At 51.5% G+C, this 15,987-nt stretch carries 17 protein-coding genes; 7 read left to right on the top strand and 10 right to left on the bottom strand.

All coding sequences use genetic code 11. The features are described 5' to 3' along the window. Positions 1–38 precede the first annotated feature (38 nt). Complete coding sequence (locus HBA93_RS03470) at positions 39–875, bottom strand: hypothetical protein (protein WP_286201727.1); 837 nt, start codon at positions 873–875, stop codon at positions 39–41. Between the two features lie 178 nt (positions 876–1,053). Between HBA93_RS03470 and HBA93_RS03465 the strand changes: the two genes are divergently transcribed. Further along, entirely contained in the window at positions 1,054–2,175 is a 1,122-nt protein-coding gene (locus HBA93_RS03465; RefSeq protein ID WP_502910031.1) for a linear amide C-N hydrolase, read from the top strand. Between the two features lie 59 nt (positions 2,176–2,234). Here the strand turns inward: HBA93_RS03465 and HBA93_RS03460 are convergent, their stop codons facing one another. Continuing rightward, complete coding sequence (locus HBA93_RS03460; RefSeq protein WP_286201726.1) at positions 2,235–2,813, bottom strand: hypothetical protein; 579 nt, start codon at positions 2,811–2,813, stop codon at positions 2,235–2,237. A gap of 253 nt (positions 2,814–3,066) precedes the next feature. Between HBA93_RS03460 and HBA93_RS03455 the strand changes: the two genes are divergently transcribed. After that, entirely contained in the window at positions 3,067–3,399 is a 333-nt protein-coding gene (locus tag HBA93_RS03455; RefSeq protein WP_221722338.1) for a YnfA family protein, read from the top strand. Positions 3,400–3,548: 149 nt separating this feature from the next. After that, on the top strand, positions 3,549–4,163 hold the full coding sequence (locus HBA93_RS03450; protein WP_221722337.1) for a methyltransferase family protein: 615 nt from the start codon (positions 3,549–3,551) through the stop codon (positions 4,161–4,163). A gap of 66 nt (positions 4,164–4,229) precedes the next feature. On the opposite strand, the gene HBA93_RS03445 is transcribed toward HBA93_RS03450, so the two are convergent. From HBA93_RS03445 to HBA93_RS03435, 3 genes are all read right to left on the bottom strand, one after another. Beyond that, positions 4,230–4,490, bottom strand: coding sequence for a DUF2171 domain-containing protein (locus HBA93_RS03445; RefSeq protein WP_116089179.1), 261 nt, complete (start codon positions 4,488–4,490; stop codon positions 4,230–4,232). A gap of 96 nt (positions 4,491–4,586) precedes the next feature. Next, positions 4,587–5,042, bottom strand: coding sequence for a GNAT family N-acetyltransferase (locus HBA93_RS03440; protein WP_221722336.1), 456 nt, complete (start codon positions 5,040–5,042; stop codon positions 4,587–4,589). A 123-nt stretch (positions 5,043–5,165) separates the two neighbouring features. Next, entirely contained in the window at positions 5,166–5,504 is a 339-nt protein-coding gene (locus HBA93_RS03435) for a COG4315 family predicted lipoprotein (protein WP_353619317.1), read from the bottom strand. Positions 5,505–5,920: 416 nt separating this feature from the next. On the opposite strand from HBA93_RS03435, the gene HBA93_RS03430 reads away from it, so the two are divergent. Further along, complete coding sequence (locus HBA93_RS03430) at positions 5,921–6,823, top strand: hypothetical protein (protein WP_221722335.1); 903 nt, start codon at positions 5,921–5,923, stop codon at positions 6,821–6,823. A gap of 116 nt (positions 6,824–6,939) precedes the next feature. Here HBA93_RS03430 and hdaA read toward each other — a convergent pair whose 3' ends face one another. Together hdaA and HBA93_RS03420 are read right to left on the bottom strand one after the other, a co-directional pair. Beyond that, a complete protein-coding gene (gene hdaA, locus HBA93_RS03425) occupies positions 6,940–7,659 on the bottom strand; it encodes a DnaA regulatory inactivator HdaA (RefSeq protein WP_221722334.1) in 720 nt (239 codons plus the stop codon). A gap of 247 nt (positions 7,660–7,906) precedes the next feature. Continuing rightward, positions 7,907–8,998, bottom strand: coding sequence for an AI-2E family transporter (locus tag HBA93_RS03420; protein WP_502910030.1), 1,092 nt, complete (start codon positions 8,996–8,998; stop codon positions 7,907–7,909). A gap of 516 nt (positions 8,999–9,514) precedes the next feature. On the opposite strand from HBA93_RS03420, the gene purM reads away from it, so the two are divergent. The 3 genes from purM to HBA93_RS03405 all read left to right on the top strand — a co-directional run bounded on the left by purM (position 9,515) and on the right by HBA93_RS03405 (position 12,096). After that, positions 9,515–10,615: a phosphoribosylformylglycinamidine cyclo-ligase gene (purM, locus tag HBA93_RS03415; protein WP_221722333.1), complete on the top strand. Its 1,101-nt coding sequence runs from the start codon at positions 9,515–9,517 to the stop codon at positions 10,613–10,615. Continuing rightward, positions 10,612–11,253 carry a phosphoribosylglycinamide formyltransferase gene (gene purN / locus HBA93_RS03410; RefSeq protein WP_221722332.1) on the top strand — a complete coding sequence of 214 codons (642 nt, stop codon included), beginning with the start codon at positions 10,612–10,614 and terminating at the stop codon, positions 11,251–11,253. Before purM ends, purN begins: the two co-directional genes overlap by 4 nt. A gap of 330 nt (positions 11,254–11,583) precedes the next feature. Next, entirely contained in the window at positions 11,584–12,096 is a 513-nt protein-coding gene (locus HBA93_RS03405) for a DUF992 domain-containing protein (RefSeq protein ID WP_121992813.1), read from the top strand. Positions 12,097–12,164: 68 nt separating this feature from the next. On the opposite strand, the gene HBA93_RS03400 is transcribed toward HBA93_RS03405, so the two are convergent. From HBA93_RS03400 to HBA93_RS03390, 3 genes are all read right to left on the bottom strand, one after another. After that, positions 12,165–12,611 carry a GNAT family N-acetyltransferase gene (locus HBA93_RS03400; protein WP_353619314.1) on the bottom strand — a complete coding sequence of 149 codons (447 nt, stop codon included), beginning with the start codon at positions 12,609–12,611 and terminating at the stop codon, positions 12,165–12,167. 16 nt (positions 12,612–12,627) lie between these two features. Then, on the bottom strand, positions 12,628–14,784 hold the full coding sequence (locus tag HBA93_RS03395) for a molybdopterin oxidoreductase family protein (RefSeq protein WP_221722331.1): 2,157 nt from the start codon (positions 14,782–14,784) through the stop codon (positions 12,628–12,630). Between the two features lie 102 nt (positions 14,785–14,886). After that, positions 14,887–15,738 carry a DMT family transporter gene (locus HBA93_RS03390; RefSeq protein ID WP_221722330.1) on the bottom strand — a complete coding sequence of 284 codons (852 nt, stop codon included), beginning with the start codon at positions 15,736–15,738 and terminating at the stop codon, positions 14,887–14,889. Between the last annotated feature and the right edge of the window lie 249 nt (positions 15,739–15,987).

The following is a 15,987-nucleotide window of genomic DNA, read 5'->3' as shown; positions in this document are numbered from 1 at the left end:
GCCCGTTTACACGGGCAAGCGGCTAAGTATCATGAAACTCAGAAGACCAGTGAGATACCGGCAACAGGCCCGTGCTCGGTAACATTCCACTTAAATCTGTGACCGAGTACATCCCCGCCGTCATAATCCTGATAGAGTGCCCTGTAGCCGAAGCGCAATAATGCCGGCTGATTAAAGATATGCGTGCGATAACCGAGATAGGCCTGCCCCTGCGCACTCAAATCTGCCCCCGCACCAAAACCGCCAACATCAGCCTCAGCAAACAAATGCCAGCGATCTGTCAGATCCGCCTGAATACGCGCTCCGACAAACGGATCCGTCCATTCCAGTTTGCGGCGCTCAGACCAGCGATCCAGCATGAAATCGACTTTAAGCTGTGTCCAGCGCAGACCGGCAGTCGGTTCAACAGCAAAAACCCGCTGCGCACCGAAAACAGTCGTGCCTTCGAGCGGCACTTCAACAGCGCGGAAGAACGCCCCCGCAGAGAGCGTTGTCATCGTCACATCCGCCCCCAGAGTCTGTGCGTGGAACGATTCATCCTGACTGGTTTTGGTATATTGCCCGTCAAAATAAAGTCCAAAAAGGCCGTTTGTGACCTCAACATTGCCCATGGCACTGAAATCAAGATTCTTAAAAATATCCGAGAAAGGCACATCAATATTGGTACGGTGCCCGGCAACATTAGCATGACCATCCAGTGAAGCGGTCCAAATATAGGGACTGACAATCACCTTCCAGCGCCGCTCGTCAAACTTGGCCGCAGGTTGCGGCGCCAGAACATCCGCGCCCAAAGCCTGCCCGCTGGCGATACTTGCAGCACTTATACATGCAGCAAAGATAATATGTGCAGTACTGATTCCGGATAAACACTTCATATTTTTACTTCCCCTCAATAAGGAATATCTGCAAAACGATATAACTGCACTGTCTATATTTACACTTTGAGAAACTTCCAAAATAAGATCAAGATTAAATCGAATTTTCAATAGATTTCTTCACATCTGATTCACACAATGCGTGATAAACGTTTTTGTCCATTTCTCTGAAAGGAGCATCCTTTTGAAACCGAGTTTCCCGAACGTCCTTAAGAACAAATTTGTAAAATCCGCCACGGCCCTGACAGTTATCGCTGCTGTTTCAGCTCCGTATGCGGCGGCTGCCTGCACCAGCTTCCTGTTACCGACAACAGACGGCAGCGGCATTTATGCCCGCACCATGGAATTCGGTATGGAGCTGAAATCCAATGCACTGGTTATTCCGCGCGCCTATACGCTGCGTACAACCGGAGCTGACGGGAAACCCGGCATGAGCTGGAAGGGCAAATACGGCGCCATTGGCATGAATGCTCTGGGAGAATCCACTCTTGTTGACGGCATGAATGAAAAAGGCCTCGCAGGCGGTATTCTGTATTTCCCTGAATTTGCCGGTTATGCGGACGGCACAAAAACTGATCCGGCCAAATCTCTGGCACCATGGGATGTTCTGAGCTGGATTCTGACCAATTACGCCACAGTGGAAGAAGTAAAAGCTGCAATCAGCGACATCAGCGTGATTAATCTGGTGCATCCGGAAATGGGAATTGCTCCTCCGGTTCATTACACAATCCATGATGCCACCGGCGCTTCACTGGTTATCGAACCGGTCGACGGCAAACTCAAGGTCTATGACAATCCGGTTGGTGTCATGACCAACTCGCCGTCTTTTGACTGGCATCTGACCAATCTGCGCAATTATCTGAAAATGTCCGCTATTAATGCGGAACCGATGACAATCGGCGGACATAAATTCACACAGCTCGGTCAGGGTTCCGGCCTGATGGGATTGCCGGGCGACTCCACACCACCTTCCCGCTTTGTCCGCGCAACTGCCTATGTGCAGACGGTCGCAAAAGAAGCAAGCGGTACAGACAGTGTTCGCTTGACTGAGCACATTCTCAACAATTTTGATATTCCGAAAGGCTGGATTCAGATGGGTAAAGACTCCCAGATCCCGCTGGAATATACACAATGGTCAACAATCGCAGATCTGAAAAACCAAAAATACTATATCAAAATGTATGACGATCAGGTGTTACGCGAGATCGATATCAAAAAATTTGATCTGAATGCAAAAGAGTTGAAAAAAGCTGTATTCGCACCAAAACTGACGCCGCCTGCAGTTGAATTCGCCAAGTAAAAACAAAAAACCGGAGCTGAAAAGCTCCGGTTTTTTATCGGGTTCACTATGCATCAATCTCAATCAAGGACATAGCAGCTTTTCGCTGAGCCGCGATCCGGATCACCGAATGTGCGATTGTCACAATTTACGCCGCCACGGAATATACGCTCAACAAAGCGATCCTGTGTGCCGTAACGTACGCGCTTGCGGCCGGAGAAATCACAATACTGGCCTTCCCGTGCACAGCGCTGCCATTCACGGTCATCATCACGATCCCGTCCATAGCCGCCACGACCATCCCGATCCCGATCACGATCACGGCCATATCCGTCACGATCGCGTCCGTAACCGCCGCGGTCACGTCCGTCATCACGAACAACATAAGAGCAGCTTTTGGCTCTGCCGCGTGCAGGATCACCAAAGACAGAGTTCGAGCAACGCACCTGCGGCTGATTAATAAAGCGCGATGTTGCCCGTCTTCCGTTGCCGTAAATTACTTCTGTCGGATAAGGAATGCGGCAGACGCCCCCCTCAGAAGCACATTGCCGTACTTCCTGAGCTGATGCTGTTCCGGTATCAACCGTGTAAGCACCGGCAACAACGGCCAGAAACAACACGGCGCGGGACAGATTTGTCGCAATCGACATTGTGCTCATTTGAATTTCCTTCCTGTATGAGCTGATACTCATGGTGAAGCCTTTAAACTAAAGAGCAGATACAGTTTCCGGCCACCGAAGCAGTCTTACCAATATACGCTCGCAGTACCGGTTCTAGAACACAGAAATTGAACAGCAAATGAACAATCTCATCACTCTCTGTTCCGCTTTGAAATGATTGTGCGATTTCTTAAGGCTGCAAGATTATTATGCTTTATGAGATTGCATGAAAATATCAGGAGCACCGCCGGCTATGAACCCCGTCTCACAAATCCTTATTTATGCTTTAGCTGCGGTTGCTGAAATTGCAGGGTGCTTTGCTTTCTGGGCATGGCTGAGACTGGATAAACCCGTATGGCTTTTGCTACCGGGAATTGCGTCTTTGATCCTGTTTGCTGTGCTGCTCACTTTTATTGATACAGAGGCAGCCGGCCGTGCCTATGCGGCTTATGGCGGGATTTATATTATCGCCTCATTATTGTGGCTGCGGCTGGCAGAAGATTTCCCGCCGGATCGCTGGGACATTACCGGCGGTATGCTGGCGCTCGCCGGTGCAGGCATTATCCTGTTTGGACCGCGTGGTTAAATATTCTTCATTTGAGCAAATGATTAATTGCGGACATAAAATAATCCGCTTTCTGAAGAATAGGTACATGATCGTCATAACAGACGACCCTCTCTGCGATAATGACTCTGTTTCCATGATAGTAAATCCACAGACACAGGTCCTGCCCAATGCAATCCATGAAAGAAATGAGCCGCTATCAGGCACGCCGGCGACTTGCTGTAGCGGTTATTATTATTCTCCTGTTCCTTGCCTTGCTTTTCGTACGCTCTGCATGGCCGCGCGGCACTCATGAATATATTGAAGCCTTCGGCCTCGGCTTTATCATGGTGGCTATTCTCGGCCGCATGTGGTGCACATTATATATCGGCGGGCATAAAGGAGCGCAGATCATTCGCACCGGCCCCTATTCCCTGAGCCGCAATCCGCTTTATGTTTTCAGCACCATCGGTGCATTTGGTATCGGCTGCCTCACCGGCAGTCTTGGTGTTGCGCTTCTGCTGGCAATCACCTGCTACATCACATTCCTGTTCGTTATCCTTGCCGAGGAAGGCTATCTCGAAAACAGCTTCGGCCAGCCCTATCGGGATTACAAGCTTGAAGTACCACGCTTTTTCCCGCGGTTCTCCGGTTACAGAGATGTGGAAACTCTGACCATCCGTCCGAAAACGCTTTATAATACGTTCTTTGACGGGCTGGTGTTCTTTGTTGCATTTCCGTTTTTTGAAACGGTCGAGCATTTGCAGACAGCAGGTTTCATACCAATCCTGTTCTACACTTATTAAACATGCAAAAATAAAACCCGCCATTCAGGAAATGGCGGGTTTGATTATCGGAGAACCGGAGCAGCTTCACATAGCGGCTTTACCGTCTTTCTCTTCCTCGAAAGTAATCGCAACATCAGCATTGGCTGAAAGACGAACCTTGTTCCCCTCAATATCAGCAACCAGCCCCAACGAAATATAATGATGGTGCTTATGATGTGCACCCGCACCGGCATCGTTTTTCGTGAGCTTGATACGGTCGCCTTCCACATGATCGACAATGCCGACGTGAACACCGTCTGCACCGATCACTTCAAAATGCTCTTTGATTTTTGCAGTATCTACCATTGATTGTATCTCCTGTTTCAAAACGGTTCAGAAAAAATACTCCGGTCTGACAGTAACGCAGCAGCAGCATATTCGATGCAGATGATTACAAATATTTTAGAGAGTCAGCTTCATTCCGGCATGACTGGCTTTAAAACCAAGCTGTTCATAAAAACGGATCGCATCTTTGCGCGAGACATCGGTGTGCAACTGCACCAGACCACAGCCTTTTTCCCTGCATTGACCGATTGCCCATTCCAGCATCTGCCTGCCTAAGCCCTGCCCGCGAAAAGCCGTTGCAATCCGCACACTCTCCACCTGTCCACGCCACATGCCAAGCCTTGAAAGACCTGGGATAAAACTGAGCTGAAGACAACCGGCAACCTGCCCGTCAGCTTCGACAGGCAGTAAGAACTGGTTCTCGTCCCGCCCGATTGCGGCAAAGGCATCCAGATAGGTTTTGTTCAGCGGAACGGATTGATCCTCACGCTCTGCTCCCAAAACATCATCGGCAAGCATGGCTACAATTTCAATGAGATCCCGTTCTTCAGCCCGCCGGAAAATATGTGCCATATCACTCCCTCAATGCAGTTTTTCATTCCTGTTGTGCGGGGAACATAGCACACAGAAAGCCCTGCCCACCAAGGTTTTAAATCTGATGAGCAAGACCTGATCTCAGAGCGGGAACGCAAAATATTATTTAATAATGTGCCAGTTACCACCGACACCATCACCTTCAATGTCACCGGCTTTTTTATCTTTAATATAGGTATAAACCGGCTTGCCGTTATAGGCCCACATATCCTTACCGTCCGAGGCTTTCACCTTGGACCATGGTGCAACCGCCTTGGCTTTCGCTGAAGCGTGGTATGCCGGCCAGATTTTCAGACATGAGGCATCGCAATTGGACATGCCGCCGCTATCCTTGTCGAACGTATACAGCGTGTGCCCTTCTGCAGTGGTCAGAATTTTTCCGCCAGCCGCATCCGTCATCATGCCCGGCCCGCCAGCAGCTTTATCCGTACCATGCTGCATTTTCGTCATGTCAGTTTTCGAAGCAGCCGTTGCGGTCTGTCCCGCAAATACCGGCGCTGCTGACAATCCCAGAACGGTACCGAGAACGCTCAGTGTTAAAACAAGCTTTTTCATTTTGTTTCATACGCTCCATATTTTCCTCTGTACACAGGCCGTTTGTAGCCGCCGGCTGCAGATAGCAGGTTAATCCGGGCGCGGTCAGAAGCGGCCGCGGCAAAAATGCTGCGCCTGCTTCGGGACTGTTTCAGGCCGATATTGTGCCAAAAATAAGTTATTTCACGTCAGACACAGAGAACAAAAGGTGAGCATAGTAACCAAATACGAAGATTCGCGCGGTAGTTTGAGTGCAGGCAGATTCGAAATACTCAGCTTGGTTCAGTGCATCTGAATGCTGACCGATATAAAGGCGCAGACATATGGCTCCGAGAAAAACCACTTCCCGCAAAAAGCGCTCTACGCGCGGTAAAAGATCGGGTCACTCCGCAACGGAAGTTCTGACCGTTGGTGCTATTGTGGTGATTGGTGCTGCAGCACTCTGGGCAACCTCGCAAAGCCGCAGCCCTTCTGCCAGTGTATCAGGCCTGTTCCGCACGGCGACCAATAGTTCTGCATCCCGTTCCGGCTCGTCTGCAACAGCCAGTTCAGAGCGCAGATCGGTGCAGACGCAAAGCAGAAATACGGAAACAGCCAGAAATACTGAACCCACTGCGACGCCGCCGTCTCCGATACGCAGGCCACCGCTGAATATCGGTCAGAGCGTTGCCAGCGAACAAAAAGAGCAGCCAAAGCAAGTGGCCGTTCTTGCACCGCGCCCGGATAGCAAACCGGCAGCAGTTCAGATAACACCGCCAAAACCTGCACCGCAGCACACCATGCCCGCTTTGCCGCCGGTCGGAAAATCCGCAACAGATGACAACAGCCGTAATGCCAGCGGTGCATTCAAAGTGCCGAAAGCGATTATTGCCAGACAAGCTCTGACCATTCATGAAAAAGCATGGGATAAGGCCAAGACTGTCGGACGCGTCGAAAAAGGCCGTGAGATGCGCTCCTATGCCAAGGTCGGACGCTGGCACCGTGTGGTTGTACCATCCACCAATATTATCGGCTGGGTGCAGGAAGATCAGCTGATTATTAAAAATCAGCAGGCACAGACCCGCTCATTCCGTGCAGTCTCCGCACCGCAAGCGGCCCAACATTCCGGCATGACGACAGGATCAATCCGCTCTGCGGCAACAGCTGATAATAACAGCGCCGCTAAGAAAACACAGAATAGCAAACTGGTTGCGCCGGTTTATCCGCAACAGCCGGTCGGCAAATAGATAATCATTGTCAGAATAATCAGATACCCCAGAGCGGTTTACGCCCAGATTGGATCATAGCGCCCGCTCCAGAGTATTTCCTGAAGCAAAAGCTTCCCACTTTTGCTGGAAATGTTCTAGCGCGGCTCAGGCAATGCATCCGCCATTGCCTGCAAAGCCTGTATTGCCAGCGCTTTGGTAATCCGGCTTTTTTGCTGCAGAGCCATATGATCGAGCAGATCAACCAGCACAATCACACTGTCGAGCGAGCGCTCAACACGGCTGACAATATAGCTAATAACCGCCGGATCAACACTGACCTGACGATCGGCGAACAGCTTGTAAATCACTGTGCTCAGCAGATAATCATCCGGCTCGGAAATATCGACAATCGTCACAGCCTTCAGACGGGAGACCAGATCAGGCAGCGACACATTCCATTGCGACGGCTGTAATTGCGATGTCATCAGCAGTGATGCCTGCGACTGACCGTTTTCGCAGCTGCCTGCAGTCTGCCGAATAGTGTTAATCAGGTGGAACAGACCGGTTTCATCAAAAGCTTCTGCACCGATATCATCAATCAGCACCGGACGCTGTGCAGCGATTTCCAGTGACTGTGCATCAATATCATGAGGATCGAGGATTGCCGCATCATTCTGACTGCGCCAGATGGCTGCCAGATGTGTCTTACCGGCTCCGGCTGGTCCGACAAGCAGTGCGACAGGCGAAGGCCAGTCCGGCCAGCGATCAATCAGATCGACAGCCGCACGGTTCGATCCGGTAACAACCAGATCATCGCGCGTAAAGCCTGGCTCATGCTGAAGAATGAGCGGCATTTGTCGGTGCTCAGCAGACATAATTACCCAAAATTATTAGCCCGAATTCCGGCCTGCTTACAAATCATACAAATTCATCACATGATTTCGGGGCGGGGTTCAAGCTGTTCCATCACAGAACCTGTCAAATCTTCAAAATACAGGTCAGAATGATGCAGTAACTGCTTTCCCCCCTTTAGAAAAGCACAACCGGCACGAATGCGCCGGTTGTCTGAGCTTATCCCCGTGACCCACAAGCCTGTGGACAAAGCTGTTGAAAACTTCCGGCTCAGTTTTCTCCGTTACTGCTTTTATACATCGGAGATTCCAGATAACGCCCGATTGCAAAGCGTACCAGCACCCCGACTGCGGCCGCAGCAGGCACAGCAATCAGCATCCCCGTGAAGCCAAGGAACGAACCGAAGGCAAAGAGAGCAAACATCAGCCATACCGGATGCAGGCCAACGGATTTGCCCACCAGTTTCGGCTGCAGAATATTGCCTTCAATAAACTGGCCTGCAAAGAACACACAGGCGACGATAACAACCATCACCCAATCCGGCCAGAACTGCACCAGCGCCACACCAATTGCCAGCACCAGACCGACAATCGAGCCGATATAGGGAATGAAGCTGATAAGACCGGCGAAAAGGCCGATCAGCAAGCCGAAATTCAAACCGGTAAGTGTCAGGCCGACAGCGTAAAACGTTCCGAGAATGAGGCACAGCGTGCCCTGACCTCGGATGAAACCGGCAATCGCGTCATTCATCTCACGGGCGATCTGGCGCACAGTTTTCACGTGATCGCGCGGCACCCATGAATCAATCGTATTGACCATGCGGTCCCAATCGAGAAGCATGTAGAACGCAACCACCGGTGTCACCACAAACAGACCGGCAATATCAATCAGCGACTTGCCGGAATTCCACAGCGATTGCAGCAAAGTGGTTAGAAAACCGGCTCCCTGTTTCAGGAATCCGCTCAGATTATCTTTGATGACTGTGCTGTTAATACCGAGATATTTCTGCAGCCATTCGGAATCCTGATGGGCGATCAGCGACTGGAGCTGCGTAAAGTAACCCGGAAATTTCGAAATAAACTCGGCCAGCTGTGTGACCAGCACCGGCACGATGATGATAAGCCCGAGCACCAGCACAAAGACGAAGGTAATCAGGATAACCACGGTTGCCACCAGACGCGACATCCCGAAACGCTCAAGCCGGTCGGCCACAGGGTCAAGAAAGTAAGCCAGAGCAAGTCCGGCGACAAATGGCAGCAAAATAGAACTGAACACCGTCAGGAAAAGAATAAAAACGACTGTTGCAAACAGCCAGAAAAAAGCCTGCTTACGAACTGTTGCACCGAGTGCACTGACCTGCACATCCAGACGAACTTCATTCTCAGTCGCAGGAATGATAACCTGTTGCGGCACGGTTTTTACCAGCGCCTCCGATTTTGCCCGTGGTGCACGGGAGGATGGCGATTTAGGTGGTGTGGTATCCGATTTGCTCATATAAAACCGCCATTGCTCAAAAAGTCTGAATATGTCGCATTTCAGCCTCCGGTCAAGATAGAGCATTTCACAGTTAAGTTGGATCAACTTGACGCCCGTGATAATGCGACCAAATAAAGAAGCTAGAGCGAGCGTTATGATCCAATCTGGACGTAAACCGCTCTAGCGACCTATCACGCCTGCTTTCATTGCAGCGACAGAGTAAATTGACTGCGACATATGCTCTGCTCATCTCATAACATGGTGTTTATCAGTTAAAAATGACGAAAGATGCTTGCGGATAAAGCAATCTCGTGTCATTGCGCCTGCTTGAAGCATTAACCGCAGCCTGCCCTGCCGTTCTTCCATCGGCCTTACGGCTGCGCTGTGTATCGGGAGCTACCAATGCCACAGTCGAAAACCCCATCCTCTGCAGCCGCTGACGCGAAAAATAGCCTGACCTATGCCGATGCCGGTGTGGATATTGATGCGGGCAACAGCATGGTCGACAAGATCAAGCCTCTGGTGCGTTCCACGCGCCGTCCGGGTGCTGACGGGGAAATCGGCGGTTTCGGCGGATTGTTTGATCTGAAAGCCGCAGGCTTTAAAGATCCGGTTCTGGTAGCGGCCAATGACGGTGTCGGCACCAAGCTGAAAATTGCTATTGATGCAGATCGTCACGATACAGTTGGTATTGATCTGGTTGCCATGTGCGTCAACGACCTCGTGGTACAGGGCGCAGAGCCACTGTTCTTCCTCGATTATTTTGCTACCGGCAAACTCAATCCTGAACAGGGTGCAGCAATTGTTAAGGGCATTGCCGAAGGCTGTCTGCAATCCGGTTGTGCGCTGATCGGCGGTGAAACCGCTGAAATGCCGGGCATGTACGCGCAAGGTGATTATGATCTCGCCGGTTTCGCGGTTGGCGCGGCAGAGCGCGGTCAGCTGCTGCCTGCCGGTGATCTGGAAGCCGGAGATGTTATTCTTGGTCTTGGTTCTTCCGGTGTTCATTCCAACGGTTTCTCGCTGGTACGCCGCATTGTTGAACTGTCCGGTCTTGGCTGGCAGGATGCAGCGCCTTTTGCTGCCGATAAAACACTGGGCGAAGCCCTGCTCACCCCGACCCGTATCTATGTAAAATCCTTGCTATCGGCTATCCGCTCGACCGGCGCGATCAAAGCACTTGCACATATTACCGGCGGCGGCTTCCCTGACAATATTCCGCGCGTTTTGCCGGAAACACTGGCGGCTGAAATTGATCTGTCTGCGATTCCGGTTCCCGCTGTTTTCTCATGGTTGGCCAAAACCGGCGGTGTTGACGCGCATGAAATGCTGCGTACCTTCAACTGCGGCGTCGGCATGATTGTTGTTGTCTCTGCTGACAAAGCGGAAACAGTTGCTCAGGCGCTGAAAGCCGAAGGCGAAACTGTTGTCACACTCGGCCGCATGATTGCGCGTGAGGCAAAAGATCAGGGCGTCGTTTATCAGGGCACACTTTCCCTATGAGCCACGCGCCTTCAGCTCCGCGCAAACGCGTGGTCATTTTTATCTCCGGCGGCGGCTCCAATATGGAGACGCTGATCCGCGCGGCACAAGCACCGGATTATCCGGCAGAAGTTGTTGCCGTCATCTCCGACAAGACAGAAGCAGGCGGTCTGACGAAAGCTCAGGCCGCAGGCATCAAGACCCATGTTTTTGTCCGCAAAGACTATGCTTCCAAAGAAGCACATGAAGATGCAATTCTTGCGCAACTGGCTGCAATCGCTCCGGATATAGTTTGCCTTGCAGGCTATATGCGCCTGCTTTCCGGCCGGTTCATTGCGCCTTATGAAGGACGTATCCTCAATATTCACCCTTCCCTTCTGCCGCTGTTTCCGGGTCTGCACACACATCAGCGTGCGCTGGATACCGGCATGAAACTGGCCGGTTGCACCGTGCATCTGGTAACTGAAGGCATGGATGAAGGCCCGATTGTTGCGCAGGCAGCGGTGGCCATTACTGAGGGCGATACAGCTGAAACGCTGGCAGCACGCGTATTGACCGCAGAGCATCAGCTCTATCCGCAGGCTCTGCGTAATTTCGCTATGGCTTCCGGTTCTGAAAAGCATGGCAAATCAGCAACACAGATACTCATTAGCGCGTGATGAAATAACAAATTGTTAATTTCCTCTTAACGTGCCACGATATTACCCTAAATAGCCACATATCACATTTGTGCTGCATGTTCAGCAATCAGATGATTCCCGTCATTATGGTTCGCTTTTCAGGCAGAGACTTTGAGCGGTCAAACGCTTTAACTAGAGCAGCTTACGTCCAGGTTGGATCACGGCACTCGCTCTGGATTCTTTAGTTTATCGCATTATCACAGCCGTCAAATTGACTGTGAAATGCTCTGGTTGTATCAACACGCATCTTAACCGGAAGCTATTTTACACTTTCATGGATGCGTCTAAAAATAAGAAGAGGAAGATATCATGTCTCTCCGTAACTCTGTTGCACTTATGGCCTTTTTTGCCGCCGGTACTTTTGCTGTTTCAGCATCTGCTGCCGACATGGCTTCCTCCCGCAATGCCGTTGTTCAGCCACGTTCGGAAGTCGGCGTTCTGACCTGCGATTTCCAGCCGTCAATCGGTGTTATCATTGGCAGCCGTCAGGATCTGGATTGCGTATTCCAGCCTGCACAGCGCGGCGCACCTGCCGAGCGCTATAGCGGCCAGATCACCAAAATCGGCGTGGATATCGGCTTCTACAATGCCGGCCAGCTGGCATGGGCTGTCTGGGCACCAACCGTTCGCCCTGAAGGCGCACTGCGCGGCAGCTATGTCGGCGCATCGGCCAATGCAACGATCGGTATCGGAGCAGGCACCAATGTCCTGACCGGTGGCACATGGAAGAACATTTCTCTGCAGCCGATCTCCATTCAGGGTCAGAAGGGTCTGAATGCTGCTGTTGCACTTTCCAACTTCCGCCTGAAATATGAAGGCTAATTTTTAGCTATGCTTTGCACAAAGCCCGCGCTGTCACCGGCGCGGGCTTTTTTTTGTTTCGGGAAATCTCAGGCTGTTTTAGGTCTTCTGATCTGAAAGCCTGTTTTACTCTGCTCGAAGCCTGCATCCTGATAAAACTTCAGTGTTGACGATTGTTTCGAACCTGTCATCAACATGACTTTATAGCAGCCGGCCTGCCATGCGGCTTCAATTGCTCTGTGCAGAACTGCCCTGCCATATCCCTGCTTGCGATGATCCTCATGCGTCACAACATTCTCGATCAGTGCATAGGGCATACCGTTACGCGTCAGATTTGGAATAACAACCAAAGTACATGATGCGACAGGAATGTTCTCCAGACAAACGACGAAAATATTGCTGTTCGGATAGGACTTCAACAACTCCCAGCGCGCAATGGCCTCCGGGAGAGGTATCTCTGCATTATCTGTTGCCAGATAGCGGTAAAGCTTCTGCAAACAGGGTATATCGCTTTCAATAAGCGTTCTGATAAGCACAAATTTCCTCCGGCGATCAGGCAGCCTTCACCGATTGCTCCATAAGAGGACGTATCCAGACTTTAATATCGTGGAACGCCGTCCCGCCATGCGGCGCAGCCGCATCAGCACCGGTCAGAATATTAATCCCCTCACCGCCTTCGAAAGATGAATTCGGGAACAGGCCTTCCGAAACCACAACACCACGACGCAGTTTTTTACTGCCGCTCAATTTATCAGTGGCCTGCTGGATTTTGACATGCAGTATCAGCTCACCGCGCTGATTGCCGATCTGTACCCGCGCACCGTCTTCCAGCCCCAGCTCTGCCGCATCATCGTCGCGGATCAGCAGTTGCGGCCGGATTTCCTTTGCCAGAGAAGTTGGAGTCTCCGCAAAGGTCGAATTGAGGAAATTATGTGCCGGTGATGTGGTCAGCTTAAACGGGTGCTGCGGATCGGCCAGTTCGTTACTTGCCCAATAATCCGGAAATTCCGGCATGTCCGCAAAAGGCCCCTGAAGTCCCATAGCTTGCGGCGGGCGATCCGGTGACGTTTGTTTCTGCCAGTCCACACGGAAGCGGAATTTACCGTCCGGCCATGCGAAACCATCAAGATAATGAGACTTTTCAAAATCCGGCTGCTTATCAAGCCAGCGTTGCTCCCGCATGGTTTCAAAATCCGGCATATTGCTTTTAGCCAGCAGATTATCGACCAGCTGACGCGCAGGCAGATTGAAACCATCCAGATGACCAACGCCTAAGCGATTGGCCAGTTCGTTGATAACATAGATATTTTCCCGAGCCTCACCTGCTGCTTCAATCAGCTTCGCGCCCAGCAAAACATGCTGCTGACCGCCGCCGCGATAAATATCATCATGCTCCAGAAACATCGTGGCAGGCAGCACGAGATCAGCCATTTTCGCCGTATCGGTCATGAAGTGCTCATGCACCACGGTAAACAGGTCTTCCCGCATAAAGCCCTGCCGTACCAGACGCTGTTCCGGCGCAACATTGGCCGGATTGGTGTTCTGGATCAGCATTGCCATCACCGGAGGCCCGCCATAGAGCGCTTCTGCGTCACCGGTCAGCACACGGCCGATTTTCGACTGATCCAGCGATCTGACCGACGGATCGGCAAATGCGGAGCCTTCAATCTCCGATTTATCCATACCAAAAATGCCGGAATTGGAATGGAAAGCGCCACCGCCCTCCATTGTCCATGCGCCGGTTACAGCGGCGATACAGGAAGCAGCATGCATATTCACCGCGCCATTGCGCTGGCGGGAAAAACCATAACCCAGACGGAAATAAGTACGTTTTGTCGTTCCCACCAACTGAGCAAAAGCTTCAATATCCTCAACAGATACACCGGTGATCGCTTCCGCCCATTGCGGTGTGCGGCTTTGCAGATGCTGTTCCAGTTGCTCAGGCGCATCCGTATAGCGGTTAAGATAATCCCAATCCGCCAAGCCGTCGCGAAACAACACATGCATCACCGCACAGGCAAAGGCCCCGTCAGTGCCGGGTTTCAGCACAATGCCGATATCCGCCTGCCGGATGGTCGCGGTTTCATAAACATCAATTGCCACGATTTTCGCACCGCGCTCTTTACGGGCGCGTGCTGCATGGGTCATGACATTGACCTGCGTGGCAGCGGCATTGGTTCCCCAGATCACCACACAATCGGACTTGGCGATCTCACGCGGATCAGGCCCGCGCAGAGCACCGGTGCCGGCCATATAGCCTGTCCATGCCAGATTGGTGCAGAAGCTGGAAAACATATTGGAATATTTTTTGGCATAGCGCAGACGGTTGATAGAATCGCGCTGCACCAGCCCCATAGTTCCGGCGTAATAATTCGGCCAGATACTCTCGGAACCATATTGCTCTTCGGCTTTCAGAAATTTCTCTGCGGTCAGATCCAGTGCGTCAGCCCATGAAATTTCCTGCCACTGCCCGCTTCCCTTGGCACCCTTGCGGATCAGCGGTTTCAGCAGGCGTTCAGGATGATGAACGCGCTCGGCATAACGCGCGACCTTCGCGCAGATAACGCCTGCCGTATAACTGTTATCCTTGGCACCGCGAATACGCCCGATTGTATGGCTGTCCAGAATTTCAACATCGAGCGCGCAGGTGGAAGGGCAATCATGCGGACAGGCCGAATGGCCGATTTGGGGTGCAACGCGCAATGTCATGTAAGAATTCCTGAAGGAGTTATTTTAGCACCATACAAAAATATAGCAGTTTCGACAGACGATAAATCAGCACAGCTTTATTTTTATCAGATGTCAGTCCTGTCAGACCAGACGCATCAGCACTGTGCCGCAGACAATCAGCAAAGCTCCGGCAAGACGTTTCAGGCTGATATGCTCCCGTAACAAAAAGAGAGAAAGGATCATACCGAACAGAATTGAGGTCTCGCGCAAGGCTGCAACCATCGCAACCGGTGCCATGGTCATTGCCCAGAGTGCCAGACCATAAGAGCCTAGCGTGCCTGCACCGCCGATCATCGCCAGATGGCCGCGCTGCCTGATATGCCCGACAAGCTCTCCGCGATATTTCCATATCCCCCAGCTCACCACGGGGATTGCGTTAAACAGGAATGCCCAGAGCGTATAGGATATCGCATTACCGGATACACGCACACCAATACCATCCACCAGCGTATATCCCGCAATGAATAAGGCATTGACCAGCGCGATTATCACCGTACGGGACGTGTTTTGCCCTGCCGCCGTTTTCTGGCGGCTGCCAAGAGCCATTGTTAAGACGCCGCAGGAAATAAATCCGATTGCCAGCCATTGTCCGGCACCGAGCACTTCACCGATCATCGGGCCTGCTGCCATGGCAACCAGTAAAGGCGGTGTCCCACGCATTAGCGGATAGGCCAGACTCATATCCCCGTTGCTGTAGGCGGCAGCAACCATGAACAGGTAACAGACCTGAAAAATGGTTGATATAATCATATAAGGCCAGCTAGGGGCTAATGGCAGGGGTAAAAACGGGATCAGCACCAGCGCCACCAGACCGGCAGCACCGCAGACCAGAACGGCATTGAGATATTTATCTGTGCCTGATTTGACGATGACATTCCAGCTCGCATGCAGCAATGCGCCGAAAAGAACGATCAGAACGACAAAACCAGACATAGAGCCGTTTTCTTTTCTTAATCGATAAACCGCTCTAGGTTGTTTACTTACGCAGTTTCGGACGGATCTGAGTGGATTAGAAAATAGTCCTGCGAACTATTTTCCCCGCGGAAGCGGTTACCACTTTTCCTGAAACTGCTGAGCGTCACCGGACTGTTACATAACCGGTTTAAAAGGCAGAATCAGATTGACTGCACATCCGGTATGCTGGTTATGGCATAATCCCGTCTGAACAGATATATGGCATTG

The sequence above is a fragment of the Ochrobactrum sp. SFR4 genome, from assembly GCF_019730395.1.
Lineage (GTDB): Bacteria > Pseudomonadota > Alphaproteobacteria > Rhizobiales > Rhizobiaceae > Pseudochrobactrum.
The sequence above is the reverse complement of the archived record's forward strand: the minus strand, read 5'-3'. Positions and strand labels throughout refer to the sequence as shown.

Excerpts from the sequence above, each read along its gene's own strand:
- HBA93_RS03470 (WP_286201727.1), bottom strand. The coding sequence starts at position 875 with ATGAAGTGTTTATCCGGAATCAGTACTGCACATATTATCTTTGCTGCA.
- HBA93_RS03460 (WP_286201726.1), bottom strand. The coding sequence starts at position 2,813 with ATGAGCACAATGTCGATTGCGACAAATCTGTCCCGCGCCGTGTTGTTT.
- HBA93_RS03455 (WP_221722338.1), top strand. The coding sequence starts at position 3,067 with ATGAACCCCGTCTCACAAATCCTTATTTATGCTTTAGCTGCGGTTGCT.
- HBA93_RS03450 (WP_221722337.1), top strand. The coding sequence starts at position 3,549 with ATGCAATCCATGAAAGAAATGAGCCGCTATCAGGCACGCCGGCGACTT.
- HBA93_RS03445 (WP_116089179.1), bottom strand. The coding sequence starts at position 4,490 with ATGGTAGATACTGCAAAAATCAAAGAGCATTTTGAAGTGATCGGTGCA.
- HBA93_RS03440 (WP_221722336.1), bottom strand. The coding sequence starts at position 5,042 with ATGGCACATATTTTCCGGCGGGCTGAAGAACGGGATCTCATTGAAATT.
- HBA93_RS03435 (WP_353619317.1), bottom strand. The coding sequence starts at position 5,504 with ATGCAGCATGGTACGGATAAAGCTGCTGGCGGGCCGGGCATGATGACG.
- HBA93_RS03430 (WP_221722335.1), top strand. The coding sequence starts at position 5,921 with ATGGCTCCGAGAAAAACCACTTCCCGCAAAAAGCGCTCTACGCGCGGT.
- hdaA (WP_221722334.1), bottom strand. The coding sequence starts at position 7,659 with ATGTCTGCTGAGCACCGACAAATGCCGCTCATTCTTCAGCATGAGCCA.
- purM (WP_221722333.1), top strand. The coding sequence starts at position 9,515 with ATGCCACAGTCGAAAACCCCATCCTCTGCAGCCGCTGACGCGAAAAAT.
- purN (WP_221722332.1), top strand. The coding sequence starts at position 10,612 with ATGAGCCACGCGCCTTCAGCTCCGCGCAAACGCGTGGTCATTTTTATC.
- HBA93_RS03405 (WP_121992813.1), top strand. The coding sequence starts at position 11,584 with ATGTCTCTCCGTAACTCTGTTGCACTTATGGCCTTTTTTGCCGCCGGT.
- HBA93_RS03395 (WP_221722331.1), bottom strand. The coding sequence starts at position 14,784 with ATGACATTGCGCGTTGCACCCCAAATCGGCCATTCGGCCTGTCCGCAT.
- HBA93_RS03390 (WP_221722330.1), bottom strand. The coding sequence starts at position 15,738 with ATGTCTGGTTTTGTCGTTCTGATCGTTCTTTTCGGCGCATTGCTGCAT.